This window comes from Anaerofustis stercorihominis, from assembly GCF_024623185.1.
Classification (GTDB): domain Bacteria; phylum Bacillota; class Clostridia; order Eubacteriales; family Anaerofustaceae; genus Anaerofustis.
This window is the reverse complement of the sequence record NZ_JANJZK010000002.1, coordinates 26,235-44,345: the sequence shown is the minus strand read 5'-3', so window position 1 is coordinate 44,345 and position 18,111 is coordinate 26,235. Positions and strand designations below refer to the sequence as shown.

At 34.0% G+C, this 18,111-nt stretch carries 17 protein-coding genes; 6 read left to right on the top strand and 11 right to left on the bottom strand.

Annotated elements, in window-relative coordinates; genetic code table 11:
• Positions 1-12: 12 nt before the first annotated feature.
• From miaB to rnr, 4 genes are read right to left on the bottom strand one after another with little or no spacing between them, the layout of a single operon-like run.
• Positions 13-1,329: a tRNA (N6-isopentenyl adenosine(37)-C2)-methylthiotransferase MiaB gene (gene miaB / locus NSA01_RS01935; protein ID WP_257479838.1), complete on the bottom strand. Its 1,317-nt coding sequence runs from the start codon at positions 1,327-1,329 to the stop codon at positions 13-15.
• 25 nt (positions 1,330-1,354) lie between these two features.
• Complete coding sequence (locus NSA01_RS01930; RefSeq protein ID WP_257479837.1) at positions 1,355-1,912, bottom strand: tRNA (mnm(5)s(2)U34)-methyltransferase; 558 nt, start codon at positions 1,910-1,912, stop codon at positions 1,355-1,357.
• A gap of 7 nt (positions 1,913-1,919) precedes the next feature.
• Positions 1,920-2,636 carry a pseudouridine synthase gene (locus NSA01_RS01925; RefSeq protein ID WP_257479836.1) on the bottom strand — a complete coding sequence of 239 codons (717 nt, stop codon included), beginning with the start codon at positions 2,634-2,636 and terminating at the stop codon, positions 1,920-1,922.
• Between the two features lie 29 nt (positions 2,637-2,665).
• Positions 2,666-4,780, bottom strand: a complete 2,115-nt coding sequence (rnr, locus tag NSA01_RS01920; RefSeq protein WP_257479835.1) for a ribonuclease R — start codon at positions 4,778-4,780, stop codon at positions 2,666-2,668.
• Positions 4,781-4,896: 116 nt separating this feature from the next.
• Here rnr and lysA point away from each other — a divergent pair, with 116 nt between their 5' ends.
• From lysA to scpB, 4 genes are read left to right on the top strand one after another with little or no spacing between them, the layout of a single operon-like run.
• Entirely contained in the window at positions 4,897-6,171 is a 1,275-nt protein-coding gene (lysA, locus tag NSA01_RS01915) for a diaminopimelate decarboxylase (protein WP_257479834.1), read from the top strand.
• Positions 6,172-6,185: 14 nt separating this feature from the next.
• Complete coding sequence (locus NSA01_RS01910; protein WP_257479833.1) at positions 6,186-6,797, top strand: site-2 protease family protein; 612 nt, start codon at positions 6,186-6,188, stop codon at positions 6,795-6,797.
• A gap of 9 nt (positions 6,798-6,806) precedes the next feature.
• Positions 6,807-7,526, top strand: coding sequence for a segregation and condensation protein A (locus NSA01_RS01905; protein WP_257479832.1), 720 nt, complete (start codon positions 6,807-6,809; stop codon positions 7,524-7,526).
• Positions 7,527-7,534: 8 nt separating this feature from the next.
• Entirely contained in the window at positions 7,535-8,161 is a 627-nt protein-coding gene (gene scpB / locus NSA01_RS01900) for an SMC-Scp complex subunit ScpB (RefSeq protein ID WP_257479831.1), read from the top strand.
• A gap of 281 nt (positions 8,162-8,442) precedes the next feature.
• Here the strand turns inward: scpB and NSA01_RS01895 are convergent, their stop codons facing one another.
• Entirely contained in the window at positions 8,443-9,027 is a 585-nt protein-coding gene (locus NSA01_RS01895) for an SOS response-associated peptidase (RefSeq protein WP_257479830.1), read from the bottom strand.
• Between the two features lie 121 nt (positions 9,028-9,148).
• Here NSA01_RS01895 and dinB point away from each other — a divergent pair, with 121 nt between their 5' ends.
• A complete protein-coding gene (gene dinB, locus NSA01_RS01890; protein ID WP_257479829.1) occupies positions 9,149-10,393 on the top strand; it encodes a DNA polymerase IV in 1,245 nt (414 codons plus the stop codon).
• A 9-nt stretch (positions 10,394-10,402) separates the two neighbouring features.
• Entirely contained in the window at positions 10,403-10,636 is a 234-nt protein-coding gene (locus NSA01_RS01885; RefSeq protein WP_257479828.1) for a hypothetical protein, read from the top strand.
• Positions 10,637-10,718: 82 nt separating this feature from the next.
• On the opposite strand, the gene NSA01_RS01880 is transcribed toward NSA01_RS01885, so the two are convergent.
• From NSA01_RS01880 to lpdA, 6 genes are all read right to left on the bottom strand, one after another.
• Entirely contained in the window at positions 10,719-12,935 is a 2,217-nt protein-coding gene (locus tag NSA01_RS01880) for a leucine-rich repeat domain-containing protein (RefSeq protein WP_257479827.1), read from the bottom strand.
• Between the two features lie 207 nt (positions 12,936-13,142).
• Complete coding sequence (locus NSA01_RS01875; protein WP_257479826.1) at positions 13,143-14,009, bottom strand: ABC transporter permease; 867 nt, start codon at positions 14,007-14,009, stop codon at positions 13,143-13,145.
• On the bottom strand, positions 14,002-14,922 hold the full coding sequence (locus NSA01_RS01870; RefSeq protein WP_257479825.1) for an ABC transporter ATP-binding protein: 921 nt from the start codon (positions 14,920-14,922) through the stop codon (positions 14,002-14,004). The genes NSA01_RS01875 and NSA01_RS01870 overlap by 8 nt, the downstream gene beginning before the upstream one ends.
• Positions 14,923-15,067: 145 nt before the next feature.
• Positions 15,068-15,490: a hypothetical protein gene (locus NSA01_RS01865; RefSeq protein WP_257479824.1), complete on the bottom strand. Its 423-nt coding sequence runs from the start codon at positions 15,488-15,490 to the stop codon at positions 15,068-15,070.
• Between the two features lie 13 nt (positions 15,491-15,503).
• Entirely contained in the window at positions 15,504-15,938 is a 435-nt protein-coding gene (locus NSA01_RS01860; protein ID WP_257479823.1) for a LytTR family DNA-binding domain-containing protein, read from the bottom strand.
• Between the two features lie 120 nt (positions 15,939-16,058).
• Positions 16,059-18,098 carry a dihydrolipoyl dehydrogenase gene (gene lpdA / locus NSA01_RS01855; RefSeq protein WP_257479822.1) on the bottom strand — a complete coding sequence of 680 codons (2,040 nt, stop codon included), beginning with the start codon at positions 18,096-18,098 and terminating at the stop codon, positions 16,059-16,061.
• Positions 18,099-18,111: the final 13 nt, after the last annotated feature.

The window sequence follows — 18,111 nt, the reverse complement described above, 5'->3', positions numbered from 1 at the left end:
TTTTATTTTCTCCTATTCTATTACTTCTCCGCTTAAATGGAATGTATGTATATCCGTTATCTTAACTTTTACGATGTCCCCTGTTTCTCCCTTACCTGTAAAGTTTACAAGCTTAAAGGAGCTTGTCCTACCGGTTAAGACATTATCGTTTGTTTTGCTTTTTCCGTCGATTAAAATATCAACTTCTTTACCTAAATATTTTTTATTTTGTTTTAAAACAATTTCATCATGAAGTTTTAGTAATCTGTCAAATCTGTCTTTAACGGTCTTTTCGTCTATTTGCCCGTCCATTACAGCTGCTTTTGTACCTTCCCTTTTTGAATAAATAAAAGTAAAGGCGGTATCGAATTCGCATTCTTTATAAACATCCAGTGTATCTAAGAAATCTTCCTCTGTCTCTGTTGGAAATCCAACTATTATATCCGTAGTGATAGCCACATCCGGGATTTCTCTTCTAATCTTTTTGACTAAATTTATGTAAGTATCTTTATCGTAATGCCTGTTCATAAGTTTTAATATCCTGCTTGAACCCGACTGCATAGGTAGGTGGATATGTCTGCAAATCTTAGGATTATCCCTTATGACTTCAATAAGTTCATCACTTAAATCTTTCGGATGAGAAGTCATAAACCTTACTCTCTCTATCCCTTTGACTTCACTTACCATTTTAAGTAATTTAGCAAAGGAAACCGGATCATCCAAGTTTTTTCCGTAAGAGTTAACATTTTGCCCTAAAAGTGTTACTTCCTTAACTCCGTCATTTGCAAGTTCTCTTACTTCATTTAATATATTTTGATACTCCCTGCTTCTTTCCCGACCTCTTGTATAAGGGACTATGCAGTAAGAACAAAAATTGTTGCAGCCTTTCATTATGCTTACAAATGCCTTATGCTTGAACTGTCTGTGTACGGGAAGTCCCTCTGCAAGTTTATCGCTGTCTTCCAATACTTCTACGATTAGCTTTCTCTTTGCGTCACACTCTTCCAAAAGAGAAGGAAGAGATGCGATATTATGAGTACCGAAAACTATATCCACAAAAGAATATTTCTCCTTTATTTTCTTTACTATATGTTCTTCCTGCATCATACATCCGCAGACCGCCAGTATCAAACCCGGTTTCTTTTTCTTTAGTTTCTTAAAATTACCAAGATTACCAAAGAAACGGTTATTTGCATTTTCTCTTACGGAACATGTATTCATTATTATTAAATCAGCATCTTTTTCGTCTTCGGTCTTGGTATATCCAAGCTCTTCCACCATACCGCTGATTTTTTCGCTGTCATTTTCATTCATCTGACATCCATAAGTTATAATCAAATATTTTTTCATATTATATTTTATCCTCTATGTATTATTATTTAATTCTTTCTATTATAATCATTCTAGGAGCAGTCTGTTTCCTGTTAATATGTTCAAGATTTGTAACGTTAAAATTCTTCTTATTCAAACTTGATACAAAAGATAATATATCTTTGTATTCTTCCATACCGCCCTCATGCCCGACATAAGCACATATTACGATAAGCCCGTCATTATTTATAACGGTCAATACATCTTTGATACTTTTAACGGTGGAAGAGCTTTCAGTAACTATACTTTTATCTCCTCCGGGAAGATAACCTAAGTTATAGACCGCAAAATCTACTTTATCATCAACGTAATTTAAAACATTCTCATGTGAATCGTTTATAAGTACTGCGTTATTTATACCATTCTCATCAATTAGTTTCTTTGTATTCTTAATCGCTTTACCTTGAATATCAAAAGCGTATACTCTACCTTTTTCTCCGACTTTTTTTGCAAGATACAATGTATCATTACCGTTACCCATGGTCATATCCAAGACTATATTTCCGTCAGTTACCTTATTGTCAATGATTAAATTCGTTATTTCCGTTACATTATTAAACATTATTTTTCTATTTTAATAATCTGCTTACTTCGTTCTTAGTAAGCTTTCTATATTCTCCTACTTCCAAATCTCCGAGGCTAAGCCCGTTCTCCATGGTTCGGTTAAGCTTAATAACCTTATGACCTACCTTTTCGCACATCTTCTTTACTTGCCTTTTCCTGCCTTCGATAAGGGTTATTTCCACTAAGGAATTTACTCCTATCATCTTTACAAGTCTTACTTTGGCTCTGGAAGTTTTTTTACCGTCAATGACAACACCTTGTTTAAGCTTATCTAAAGCTTTTGAGTCTACTTTACCCTTGACTAAAGCTTCATATGTCTTTTCTTTTTCATATTTGGGATGAGTAAGTTTATAAGCGAAATCTCCGTCATTAGTAAGGATTATAAGCCCTGTTGTATCTTTATCCAGTCTACCCACAGGGAATAATCTATGTTCTTTTTTACCGAGCAGATCCACTACGGTTTCTTCTCCGTACTTACTCTTGCTTGCACTTATAACTCCCTGAGGCTTATTCAACATATAATAAACTTTTTTTGTATCTAAGCTTACGTCTTTCCCGTAAACTTTTACCAAATCCTTTTTTACGTTGATTATAGTTCCGAGTTCTCTTACAACTTCCCCGTTAATGGTCACTTTTCCCCTCGAAATTATCTCTTCGCATTTTCTTCTCGATGCTACCCCACAGCTTGCAAGGTATTTATTTATTCTCATTTTTTCTTCCATTTTTTACTCTCTCTATCAAAACTTTTATATTATATTATACAAAATTCTACTTCTCTTTTCAATTTGGAAACGCTAATTACTTTTATATTTATTTTATCTCCCATGGTAAATCTTCTGCCGAAGTCTCTTCCGACCAAAGAATAATGCTCTTCATCATAGATGTAATAGTCATCATTCAAATTCGTGAAATATATCACACCCTCGATATTGTTATCTAATTTAACATACATCCCTTTTGAACTAAATCCGGAAACTCTTCCTTCGTATTCTTCATCGATAAAGTTTTCCATGTACCGACAAATAAATATTTTATCGGATTCTCTTTCCATTTCCTCACTTCTTCTTTCCATTTTGGACAAATGATTAGCTTTCTTCTCCATTTTTTCTCGCTCTTTCTCAAAATTATTTAAATCTATGTTTCCGAGAAGTATATTGGATAAAATCCTATGAACCATTAAATCAGGATATCTTCTTATCGGAGAAGTAAAGTGAGTATAATTTTCTATTGCGAGAGCAAAATGCCCTTTATTTTCCGTAGTATAGACAGCTTTTTTCATACACCTTAAAAGTACGGTCTTGAATAACTGTTCATTCTTATCTCCTTTTATGGATTTAAGAAACTCCTGAAGTTCTTTGCTGTAGTGTCCGTCATGAAGTCTAAGCCTGTAACCTAAAGCATTTGCAAATTTAACAAACCCACTAAGTTTTTCTTTGTCAGGTTCTTCATGAACTCTATATATCCCGTTAAGCCCCATGGAAGAAAAGAATTCGCATGCGGAAGTATTGGCAACAAGCATAAACTGCTCTATTATCCTTTCCGCTATCCCTCTTTCTCTGAGAGAAACATCGGTAACCACTCCCTTTTCAACGGTTATAAAATTTTCATCCACATCAAAATCAAGATTGCCCTCTGCATATCTTCTATTCCTTAAAAGCTCATAAAGCTCTTTCATGATATTCAAATCTTCTTCGTATGTGTAATATTCTTCTCTTAAATCTTTACTTCCTTCAAAAAGTTCATTTACTTCATCGTAAACGAATTTAGCCTTGGATTTAATGATTGACTTATAGAAATGATAATCAAGAAGCTTCCCCTCTTTATTTATTCTCATATCCACACTGAAAGCTTTCTTTTCTTCGTTTGGATTTAATGAGCATAAATTTTCGCATAAAGCCCTTGGTAGCATAGGGATCACTCTGTCGGCAAAATATATACTTGTCCCTCTGTCGTAGGCCTCTTTATCTATCTCGCTGTTTCTCTTTACATAATTGCTTACGTCTGCTATATGAACGCTTAACACATATTCGTTTTCTTTTTTTACTATACTTACCGCATCATCGAGGTCCTTTGCGGTGGCACCGTCAATAGTAAATATATTTTCCTTCGTTAAATCTTTTCTTTTTCCTTTAAACTTATCAAAGCTGTCAAATTCAAGCTCACCGGCTTCTTTTATAGCAAAGTGTGAAAATTCATAAGGTACGTCGTATTCATAAATAAGAGCTTCGATATCAACTCCCTCATCATCTTTTCGACCAAGTACCTTGGTAATTTTACCTACCCAGTTCTTTTTGTCTTTAGGAAAATCCGTTATTTCCACTACGACTTTGTCTTTATTCTTTGCATATTTTATTCCCGCTTTTGGTATATAAATATCGTTTGTAAAGTTCGGATTATCACTTACGACAAAACCGAAAGTTTTTTCTTTATAAAAAGTCCCGACAGTCTGTCTCTTTACTTTTTCTGTGATTTCGACTATCCTGCCTTCTCTTTTTCTGTCTCCTTCTTTTTCTTTTATGACTTCTACTTTTACTTTATCTCCGGAAAAAGCTTCCATAGACTCGCTTCCAACGACAAATATGTCTTCGTCGAGTCCTTCGACATTTACAAAACCAAACAAACCCTTGCCCTTTTCAAATACACCTTCGTAAATATTTGAGCCGGTGGGGGAATATCTGTTATTTACATATTTTATCTTTTTTTCTTTTATCAAATAATTCAAAGAATTTGATAAAAGGTTCTTTTGATTTTTGGAATGCATATCGAAAATATAAGCAAAATCATTGAATTTCATAGGCTTATATTCATCATTTTCCATAACGGAAATTATTTGTTCACTTAAATATAATAATTTATCATTTTTCATACAAATTATTATATACTATTTAGCTAAAAATTAATATAATTTATTTAAAAAGATGTAATTATCTGATATAATGTTTAATTAAGCTAAATAAAAAATTTTAAATCAGGAGAAAAAATATGAATGAACATTTTATTTTTGCAGGACATGATACAGTGGCACTTGCAAAAAAATTCGGAACCCCACTTTACGTTATAAGCGAAAACAAAATAATTGAAGCTATCGACTTGATAAAGAAGAGTTTTGAAGAATATGGTTTAGATTATGATATTAACTATGCGGGAAAAGCATTTACGAATATAGCAATGGTAAAAATAATTAAACAGCAGGGGATTTCCTTAGATACGGTTTCCGGCGGAGAAATCTATACCGCACTGAAAGCAGGCTTAGACCCAAAGAAAATTTGTTTCCACGGCAGCAATAAATCCGCACAGGAAATAAGAGAAGCCATAGAAGCAGGAGTAGGCGTAATAACCATAGACAGTTTCTACGAAATAGGTTTGGTAGGAAGAATAGCAAGAGAACTTAAAACAGTTCAAAATGTACATTTTAGAGTTTCTCCCGGAGTTGAAGCTCATACCCATGAATACATTCAAACCGGAAGAATCGACTCTAAATTCGGTATCCCTGTAAACATGGCTGTAAGAGCCGCAAGAATGATAATCGACGAAGAATATCTAAACCTAACAGGTGTGCACTGTCATATCGGTTCTGATATATCTTCTCCGAAACCATTTGAAATAGCTGCAACGACAATGCTCGAAATAGTATATAACATCAAAGAAATGGGCGTTGAAATCGAAGCACTAAACTTAGGCGGAGGATTTGGTATAAATTATCTTCACGATGACCCTGTGTTCGACGTTGAAGAATACGTACATACAATAAGTAAGATTATAAGAAAGCAATGCGATGTACTTGGTATCAAAATTCCTAAAATCATCGTTGAACCGGGAAGGTATATTATCGGTCCCGCAGGTATAACTCTATACTCGATAGGAACAATAAAAGAAATACCTTATTTAAGGAAATACATAAGCGTGGACGGAGGTATGGCGGACAATCCGAGACCCGCACTTTACGGAGCTATTTACCACGCTGTCATAGCAAATAAATACAACAAAGAAGCAAACGAACTTTATACCGTCAGCGGAAAATGCTGCGAAACGGATATGTTAATAAAAGATATACTTCTTCCTCAAGCAGCACCGGGAGATATACTTGCGGTACTTAACACAGGAGCATATAACTATTCTATGGCAAGCCACTACAACAGACTTCAGTCACCTCCTGTAGTCTTACTTAAAGACGACAAAGCGGAATTGATGGTCAAAAAAGACACATATGAAAATCTTATTCAAAACGATGTCGTTCCGAGCTGGCTGGAAGATTAATTTAAGGAGAAAAAATGAGTTTATTTAGTACTGAAAGAATAATTCAGATGTTATATATGCTGGTGCCTATAATCCTGGCACTCAGCGTTCATGAATTTGCGCATGCATTCGCCGCGGATAAATTGGGAGACCCGACAGCAAGGGTCTCAGGCAGGATGACACTGGACCCGACTAAGCATTTGGATCCTATAGGATTTGTTTCATTGTTATTTTTCGGTTTCGGATGGGCAAGACCCGTTCCGTTCAATCCGATGAATTTAAAAAACAGGAAATCAGGAACACTTCTGATAAGCCTTGCCGGACCTCTTTCAAACTTGATACTTGCAGTGATATTTTCTGTTCTATTAAAGTTTGTGATAATCCCCATAAACAATGAAGTGCTCACTTATATCTTCTACTACGGAGTTATAATCAATATTTCACTTATGGCATTCAATCTTATACCGGTACCGCCTCTTGACGGTTCGAAGATTTTGGCAAGCCTTCTTCCGGACAGACTTGAAATGAAGTTTTATCAATATGAACACTATCTTTACTTATTACTTATCATACTGCTTATAACGGGAATAATAGGATATATACTAAGCCCTATAATGTCTCCGTTTTTAAATGTATTATTACCATAAGGGATAAAAATGAAGAATAATATTTTACACCTGAGCAGTTTCGAGGGTCCCCTCGATTTACTGCTCCATTTAATTAGTAAGAATGAAATAGATATATACGATATACCTATCGTAGAAATCACTAAGCAGTATCTGGATTACATTTATAGCTTTAACGATTTGGATATGGAAGTAGCAAGTGAATTTGTAGTCATGGCATCTACGCTTTTGGAAATAAAATCGAAAATGCTCCTTCCCGTGGAAGTCGATGAAAACGAAGAAGAAATAGACCCAAGAGAAGATCTTGTTGCAAGACTTATCGAATATAAAGCTTTTAAAGAACTTACAAAAGAACTTAAAGAAAGCGAAAAGATATACAACAGCACGATTACAAAAGACCCTGAGTACTACAGCGAAATAAAAGAAGAATATATCGTCGAAGATATAGATGTCAGTCTTTTATCAAAGGCACTTCGAAGTATTTTAATAAAGCATAAAATGAGAGTAAATGAATTCAGTGAAAACCAAACTATCGAAACGGATACATTTTCAGTAGACGACTCTATCCTTACAATAACGAAGGTACTGGAGAAGGAAACAAAGATAAGCTTCTTCTCTTTGTTTAAAGGAGAAGTAAAAAAAGGATACGTTATAGCAACATTTCTTGCTACCCTTGAACTGCTTAAAATGAATATGGTCAAATTAATTCAAAATGAAGCATATGACGATATATTACTTGAAAGAATATAGGAGTACAAATGAGCGATATAAAGAGTGATTTTATAAATAAAGACGAACAGGAACTCATGAATATAATCGAAAGTATTCTATTCGCCGTAGGCGACAGAGTAAATATAAAAACGATAAAAGAAGCACTGGATATAAGCGAAAACTATGCTGAGACCTTACTAAAAAAACTTCAAAGCGAATATGACTTCAATATGAGAGGAATTAAGATAGTAAGGACAGATGATACATATCAGCTCGCAACAAGAAGCGAATATTTTGATTATGTAAAAAAAGTTCTTACAAATTACAATACTACTACATTATCTCAGGCAGCCCTTGAAACACTCGCCATAGTCGCATACAAACAGCCCGTCACAAGACTTGATATAGAACTCATCAGAGGGGTAAAATCAAGCAGTTCACTGGATCTGCTTATGGACAGAGGACTTGTGGAACAGGCAGGAAGAATGGAAGATGTTATCGGTAAACCCATGAGTTTTAAAACCACCAAAGAATTTTTAAGACTGGCGGGAATAGAAAAACTTCATGAACTTCCGGAATTCGAAAACTTCGTAAACGACCTTGAAGAACATTTGGATGAAAAAATGGAAGAAGCAAGCGAACAGCTTATGTTCACCGAAAAAATAAATGAATAGAAATAAATGAAAATGATAAAAAAAGACCATTATATAATGGTCTTTTTATTTATTTTAAAGTTTTGACTTTACAATATTAACCCTTGTATTTATTTACAAAATACATTTATACTATTTAACTTTAATCTAATATAATGAACTTTTATTATGTCAAGTTCTTAACCTATATACATATTTTAAAAGTTTTTTTATTTTAACTTCCTTAATATAAATGATAAAACGAGTTATTCTATTTTCTCTTAGGCTAAATAAAATTGTCACATAAATGAAATTTATCGTTACTAAACCAACTTCTTTTCCAAAGTCGTCATTTCACTATCAAACAAAATATCCACGAATTTATCATCGTAAATCCAGTTTTCGATAGAATTTTCTCCGAGTATCACAGGCATCCTGTGATGAATATTTTTCATTGAAGCATTTGAACCGGTAGTCAGAATGACATATTTTTCTTCTCCTTCAAATTCATTATAAATACCCGCCATATAAACCATTTTGCTGCCCGGTATATTGAACAGATATTTTTCTTTGTTCTTCTTTCCTTCTGCTTTCTTCCACTCAAAAAATCCGGTTGAAGGGATTACACATCTTCTTTGTTTCAGTGAGGAAGAAAACATTCTCTTTTCCCCTGCAGTCTCACTTCTGGCATTTATGATAAGTCCTTTATTTTTGAAATTTGGAAACCCCCAAGTAAATAACTTCGGTGCTATTTTGTTTTTTTCATCAGTTAATATGGGAACTTTATTCCCGGGAAAGATCTCACCTTTATTAAAACTGTCTTTACCATATCTTTTCTCTATTTCAAGCGCAATCCTTATCGCTTCCCTATTCTCTTCATCAGTATAAAAAGTATATCTTCCGCACATATTCTATCCTCCTTAACATAATTATATTATACCTCAATAAATTGGAAATATTTACTTGTAGATTAATAAAGTTTTAATATATATAATAGTATTAGAACATCTGTTCTAATAGGTGGTTTATATGGATAGAGTAATTTTACACAGTGATTTAAATAATTTTTATGCTTCGGTAGAATGTTTTTATAATCCAACACTCAGGAATAAGCCCGTAGCGGTATCGGGGAACCCCGAACTTCGTCACGGTATCATTTTAGCTAAAAATTATATTGCAAAAAAATACGGAGTTCAAACGGGAGAAGCAATATGGCAAGCAAAACAAAAATGCCCGGGGCTCGTATGTGTAAGTCCTCATTACGATATTTATTTAAAATACTCAACGCTGGTCAAGGAAATATATGCAGACTATACTGATAAGATAGAAAGCTTCGGACTTGACGAATGCTGGCTTGATGTAACAAGCAGTACAAAGCTATTCGGAAACGGCAAAAAAATAGCAGATGAAATAAGAAAAAGGATAACATATGAACTTGGGATCACCGCTTCTGTAGGGGTAAGCTTCAACAAAGTCTTTGCAAAATTAGGTTCTGATATGAAAAAGCCTGACGCAACAACGATCATAACAAGAGAAAACTTTAAAAACATCGTTTGGAAACTACCGGTACAGGAACTTATATATATTGGAAGAGCAACAAAAAGTAAACTAAACAAATCCGGGATATATACTCTCGGAGAAGTAGCAAATTCAAAACCTTCCTTTCTTAAAAGCTTACTTGGTAAAAACGGGCTTATATTATACAGCTGGGTAAACGGATATGATAACTCGGAAGTATCAGATTATAACAGCAGTCCGCCTATGAAAACCATAGGAAACAGTACAACCGCTCCAAAAGATTTGGTAACAGATGAAGATGTAAAAATAACTCTTTACCTGCTGTGTGAAAGCGTCGCTTCAAGACTGCGTGACTACGGACATTCATGCAGAACAGTACAGCTTACCATAAGGGATAAAAACCTGCTTTCTTATCAAAGGCAAGCCCCCTTGATAATCCCCTCATGCAGCAGCGAAGGTATATTCGAAAAAGCATATGAAATATATAAGACAAGAAGGATAGACAATACACCGATACGTTCACTGGGAGTAAGGGGCTGTAACTTAGTAAGTAATGATAAAAAACAGCTTTCTCTAATCCCCGAAATACAACAGCTTGAAAAAGAAGAAGAACTTGAAAGGTGTATAGATAATATAAGAGGAAGATTTGGATTTCATAGTATTAAAAGGGGACTCATGCTTACGGATAAAGAACTGTCACAGCTTAATGCAAAAGAAGAACATACGATTTATCCAAAGAGTTTTTTTCATCCTTAGGAGGTCATTATGAAGAAAATATTTGTAGAAGTAAAAGCAATATTTCATGAAGACGGTTCGATAACACCGACCCATATAATATGGGATGACACAAGAGAATTTGAAATAGAAGAAATACTTGACATAAGAAAAGCCGCAAGCTTAAAAGTAGGAGGTCAGGGAATTAGATATACGGTAAGGATTTTAGAAAAAATAAAGTATTTGTTTTATGAAGAACCAAAGTGGTTTGTTGAAGGAAAATAATTATAAAAGGTCAAATATGACTTATAAATATAATCAAAACAAAAAAAAGACCATCCTTCATGAATGGTCTTTTGCTTTATCACTACTCGGCTATACAAATTATTTCATTTTCAGCTGCATATTTTTCTGCTTTAGAATCTTTATTTACGAATAAATATAGGTTATCACAGCCTTTAAAAGCATTTTCGCCTATTTCCGTATCATCACCTAAAATAGTTACACTATTCAAATTTTGACAGTAATTAAAGATGTATCTGCCTAAATGTTTTACTGATTTTCCTATAGTAGCAGAAGTAAGCCCGCTGCAGCCGTCAAATGCTCTTTCGCCAATTTCTTCAACACTTTCAGGAATATTTATCGTCTTAAGACTTACGCAGTCATAAAAAGCAAATCCGGCTATAGTTTTAACACTTTCAGGGATAATGAAGTCTTTTAAATTGGAACAATCATTAAATGCCCCCGTACCGATGATATCAACACTGTTTGGAAGAGTGATATATTCAAGTTTTGAACAGCCGTCAAATGCATAGTTACCTATACTCGATACACTGTTTGGGATAGTGATACTCTTAAGTCCTGAAAATCCTGCAAAAGTATAATCTCTTATAGTAGTAACATTATTAGGAACTACCAATTGAGATAAGTTTTTACATCCGAAGAATGCTTCTTCTCCGATTTCTTTAACTGTGTTTGGAAGAGCAATATTTGTGATTTTATCACAGTAACTGAACGCTCTCTTTTCAATCTTCTTAACACCTTCGGGAACAATTACAGAACCTTTTCCCGCAGAACAGCAAACTACAATAGTCTTTTCTTTATCGTATAAAATACTTCCTTCACTTGAATAGTATTCATTTTCTTCATCAACCAATATCTTTTCTAAATTTTTACATCCGGAGAATACTTCAATATCAATATTTACTACATTCTTTGGAATATAAATTTCTTTAAGTGAAGTACATCTGTGGAAAGCAAGTCTTCCGATACTTTCAACTTCATCTCCTATATTGATTTTCTTTAAATCGGCACATAGGAAGAAAGCATAATCGTCTATACTTGATTTAGTAACTGTAACTTCCTTTAATGAAGCAGGTACAATCGAACCATTTTCGTAATATGAACTTGCACCGAAAAAATATCCCAAGTAAGTATTATCATCTTCACTGCTTCCTACAAAAGGTACTGTGATAGATTCAAGTCTCCAGCAGCCATTGAATACGCTTCGCTTAATAGTTTCAACACTGTTAGGGATTACGATATCCGTAAGGTGTCTGCATCCGTCGAATGCTCCGGCACCGATACTTACGACACTGTTAGGGATTTTGATTTCTTCCAGAGATTTACATCCGTCAAAAGCAGAATTACCGATACTCTTGATATTATTGGAAAGTTCAACATTTTCAAGGTTGCCGCATCCTAGGAAAGCTCTGTCGCCTATTGCAGTTACACTATCAAGGATATTTACTTCATCTTTACCGCCCGGGCAGCAAAGAAGTGTAGTCTGATCTTTATCGTATAATACTCCGTTTTCACTTGAGTAGAATTTATTGTCTTTATCTACATTGATACATTCCAGGCTGGAACAATTTGCAAATACATAAGCTCCGATATTTTCAATGGTCTTAGGAATATTAAGTCTCTTAAGCCCTATAGCTCCGTCAAAAGCATAATCGCTTATGTTTGTAAGGCTTTCGGGGATTATGATTTCTTCCAAATGACTGCATCCGTCAAAGGCACAAATACCTATATTTGTAAGACTCTTAGGAAGAGTCAAAGTACAAAGTCCCGTACAGTTAGAGAAAGAATAAGCACCTATACTTTCTATGCTGTCAGGAAGTTTAAGGTCTTTGAGTGAAGCACATTTGTAGAATGCAAATAAATCGATATCCTTAACACTGTCAGGGATTTTTACACTTCTAAGTCCGGAACATCCGTAGAATACATAATATCCGATACTATCCATGCTCTTTGGAATTACTATGTCTTCAAGGGATTTACAATTATAGAATGCAATATTTCCTATCTTTTCAAGCCCTTCAGGAAAATTGATCTTCTTTAAATTAGAACATTCTTTGAATGCATAATTACCTATTATTTTAAGACTGCTTGGCAAAACAACTTCTTCAAGATTACTGCATCCGTCAAAAGCTCTGTTGCCTATTACCGTTACACCTTCGGAAACCACAACTTTTTTAAGATTTTTAAAACCTTTAAAAGCTCTCTCTTCTATTACTTTTACATCTGAGGCTACGGTATATTCGCTTACGTTCATAGCTTCAGCTTTATCAATTTTACACATCGTTAAATATCTCCTATCTAATGCTTTATATATTAGATTTTAACCTCTTCTATACACTGAAATATTAACACATTTTAATGGTTTTATCAATATTTAAGTATTTTTATTTACTCTTTTTACCGGCACAGCTTGTTTTTGCTTTCATATTTATTATATAAAAAAAGACTAAATCATATCTATAAGTTAGTCTTTTATAAATAATAAAAATTATACTTGTTTACTTTTTCTTGATATATTAAGCACTGCTAAAATGAAAAATAAAATCCCCACAGCCAGTAAAATCAAAATATGAATAGCAGGTGTCAATGTAAAATCACCAAATTTAAGGATTATCCCCATAGACTCTTTAAACTCGTTTATCCTTAATGTGCCTGCATGTTCAAAAGATATCCCTATCGGTCCTGTCATCATGACTTGCCTTAGAAGAGATGCTGAGTGAGATAGCGGAAACAGTTTTATCACCCACTGCATGGAATTTGTTAGTACCGAAATAGGAAAATAAATGCCGGTAACAAAACCGATAAGTGTTCCGATTATAGTACTTGCAGTGGAAAAAGCACCTTGACTATAGAAGAAACTTACGATAAAGAATACCATAGAACTTGACATAAATACAGATATTAGTATTATCCCAAAAACTTTTAGTGTACTGGTAAAACTTAAAATTTCTCCCCCGGAAAAATAAATAAAAAATTCCGCAGCTATAAAAGTTATGACACTCATTATTAAGCCGACTATATATGAGCTAAGAACATAACCTCCGACAATAGATACTTTTTTGATTGGAGAAGAAAAAAAATCTTTGCTTAAGTTTTTTACCCTATCCTCTACCATTACATTAAAAGCACCCATAGTGGTAGTAATGGAAGCAACGGATATTATACCTGCCATTACCCAACTGTTGACCAAATTTTCCACTCCGTCAATCCCATTGGCGGTCAAAGAAGAAGTCAAGTTTTTTCCAAGAAATAAAACATATAACAAAATTATTATAAATACGCTCATCAATGAAAAGAAAACTGTACTTTTCTGCCTAAAATATATCCTTAAATTCCTCTTTGCAATATTAATCATTATTAAGCTCACCTCCAGTTATATTTAAAAATACATCATTCATCGAACCATGAATCACCTCAAAACTTATGATGACATCTTTTAGTTTACTCAGTATATCAATAGCTTCCAATGTATCGTTTAAAAATATAACAATAACATCGTTATCTTCTTTATAATCTAATATATTGCTGTCTAATATATTTATAAGGGACTCCTTATCCTTAGGTTTTATCCTCAATTTATCCTTACTATATTTATCTCTAAGGTCATAAGGAGTACCCTGAACAACGATTTCACCATGGTCTATTATCGTTATATAATCGCTTAAGCTTGCCTCTTCCATATAATGAGTAGTTAAGAATATAGTCATATTTATTTCTTTTTTAAGCCTTAAAATCATATTCCATACGCTGTCTTTGGTCTTTGGGTCAAGACCTGTCGTAGGCTCATCCAAGAATAAGATTTTAGGTGTGTTTATAAGTGCTCTTGCGATATCAGCTCTTCGTCTCTGCCCTCCGGATAATTTCCCATATGGACGATTAATAAATTCTCCAAGCTCGCATATACTGCTTACTTCATTTACTTTTTCATTAAGCTTATCATTTGTAAGCCCATAAAACTTCCCTCTGGTTATAAGATTTTCTTTGACTGTAAGCAAATCATCAAGTATACTGTCCTGAAAAACTACACCTATATCTTTTCTTATTTCATTATCATCATTACCTAATCTAAATCCGCCAATAAAAACTTCTCCTTCGTTTTTATCAAGAAGAGTACATAAAATTTTTATTGTCGTTGACTTCCCCGCCCCATTGGGACCGAGAAATGAAAATAGCTGTCCTTTTTTAACAAAAAAGTCTATACCTTTAATAGCTTCAATATCATTAAAACTTTTTTTAAGTCCTTTAACTTCAATTATTTTTTCTGTCATTTACATTTCCTCCATAGCTTTAAGAATATCAAAAATATATTTTATTTCAATACAGCTTAATATAAGATGACTTTTAGAGGGTATAAGATGACAAAATATCAAAATAAAAAGACCGACAGCTTTGTCGGTCTTTCTTTATATATGATTATTTAATGTTCTTTTTTCTTTTTATGACCTCATTTATTTCTTCAGTTTCTTTGTAGCAAATCATATAAGAAACTATATAAGTAACTATAAATGCTATTATCACTATAGGACTTATTGAAAGAAGTGAATATAATGAAAAATCGAACATCTTAAAGTATACACCCTCGAAAAAAACAACAAGGTAACATATTATTATTCTGCTTAATATACCTCTTATTAAATTACTGTCATAGTACTCACTCATTTTATCTTCAAATTTATCAAGTAAAACCAATAAAACCGATATAGTAAGTGACATCAAAAATAACTGAAGTATAATAAATCTGTTTATATCGGGAGAGAGGTCAGTATCTACCAACAAAGTTGTAAGTAAAATTACAACGGTAAAACTCGTAGAACATATAGTTATTAATTTTTTCATTCTTTTTCTCCTATTATATAAACTTCTCTTTAAAATCTTTTGTATAATGTTTTGATACTATCACATGTTCGTCATTATCTAAAATCGCCTCTATCCTGCCGCTGAGCTGAGGTCTTACTTTCTTTATACAATTAGAATTTAAAATACATTTTTTACTCACCCTTACAAATGAAGTCTGCTTTAAAATTTCTTCCAATTCATATAGTTTTTTGTCGCATTCGTATACCTCATCAAATGTATATAAAAATGTCTTATTATCCACCGACTCAAAGTAATAAATATTTTCAAGTGCAACAGCAGACCTGCTGCCGTCTTTAAACCCCATTACAGAAAAGGAATATAACTTTATCTGTTCAATTAATTTTTTCAGTCTTTCATCCATAAGCCCGCATTTTATTGTAATCTCCGGCTCCTTTATGTCAAGGGACTGCTCAATAAGTAACTTCATAATAACTCCCGGTAATTTTACTTCGTTCTAAGTGTAAAGAATTATTATTACAAAGTCAACAAAAAAACCCGCAGGTTTTATCCTTACGAGTTTTTTTGTGAAAAACTACTACTTATTTAATTAACCGTGAATCATTTTGCCGCTTATACCTTCACATGCTTCCATAAAACCTTCACTTAAGGTTGGATGTGCAAAAGTAATATTTGCGATTTCTTCACTGGTTGCTTCCAAATCTATAGCGATTGCACCCTGTGCAACTATATCTGATGCATTTAGCCCTACGATATGTACCCCAATAATTTCATCAAATCTTTCATCTGTGATTACTTTAACGAAACCAGTAGTATCATTCATTGCAAGAGCTTTACCTACGCCTGCGAAAGGCATTTTGCTTGACTTATAAGGAATACCGAGTTCTTCGGCTTGTTTTTCATTTAAGCCAATCCAAGCAACTTCAGGAATAGTGAATACACAAGAAGGTATTCTGCTGTAATCTACTGCTGCACCTTCTCCGTATAAGTCTTCTGCAACAACAATACCTTGTCTGCTGGCTGTATGTGCAAGCATTACCTTACCTGTAACATCACCGATAGCATAAATATTATCTACACTGGTTCTTAGTTTATTGTCTATTTCAACAAATCCTCTTTCACTTACAAGAATATTTATATTACTTGCAACTTTAACAGGTTTTCTTCCTACAGACATAAGAACAGCATCTGCTTTTATTTCTCTGCCGTCAGATAGAACAACGTTTCCGCCTGCAAGTTTACTTGCACCTACTCCCGTTATAATATCTATACCATGATTTCTAAGTTCTCTATCAACGACTTGTATCACATCATCGTCAGCCATTGCAAGAATACTGTCAAGCATTTCAACGATCGTTACATTTACACCAAACTCGTTCATTATTCCTGCAAGTTCAACGCCGATAACACCGCCGCCAATGATTACAAGATCTTCGGGAAGTTTATCAATATTAAGCATTCCTTCAGAATCATAAACTTTAACACTGTTGTCGTTTTCTATAGGTATCATAACCGAATCACTACCGCATGCAATTACGATATTATCTACATCATATGATTTATCTCCCACTAAAATTTCGTGTTCGGTATTGATTACGGCTTCACCCATAACCACTTCTACTTTATGACGTTTTAATAAACCGCTTACACCGCCGGTAAGTTTTGAAACAACCCCGTTTTTCCTTTCAATGACCTTAGACCAGTTAGTTTTGAAAGATTCAACTTCGATCCCCATTTCATCGGCATGCTTAACTTCTCTTAAAACTTCCGCATTTTTAACAAATGCTTTTGTAGGAATACATCCTTTATTTAAGCAGACACCACCGATATGTTCTTTTTCGAAAATAACAACTTTAGCACCAAGCTGAGCGGCTCTTATCGCACAGACATATCCGCCCGGACCTGCACCTATTACAGCCAAATCATAATCATGAGAATTTGAAGGGGCTTCATCTTCTGCACTATCCTCTGCTTCATCAGCAAGTTCGGGATGAGTAATTATCATAGCTTCTTCTTTTGTAGGAGGAGTCGAACCTTTTTCACCTATAAATATAATAGGTTCATTAACTTTGACATCTTCACCTTCTTCTGCATATAAAGCCAGGATAGTGCCATCAGCTGTAGGATTGTCTACTTCAAGGGCTACCTTGCCTGTTTCCACTTCAACGACTATATCGCCTCTTTTTGTTTCATCGCCGACTTTACACATCCATTTTAAAATTTGTCCTTCTTCCATAGACATGTCTAGTTTTGGCATTAACATGAATTTTCCTTTAAAATCATCTAATGAAACTTTTGCTTTTTTAGGTGCAGCTTTTTTCTTTTCCTCTTTAGGTTCTGATTTATCACCGCCGCCCAAAGCTTCTTCTTTTGTAGGAGGAATTTCGCCTTCTTCACCTATGTACATAATAGGAGTATTGACCTTAACGTCATCTCCTTCGTCTACATATAATGCAAGTATCGTACCGTCAGCCGTTGGATTATCTACTTCAAGAGCAACTTTTCCTGTTTCGACTTCAACTACAATATCGCCTCTTTTTGTTTTATCGCCGACTTTACACATCCATTTTAGAATTTGTCCTTCTTCCATAGACATATCAAGTTTTGGCATTAACATATATTTTCCCATATTCTAATCAATT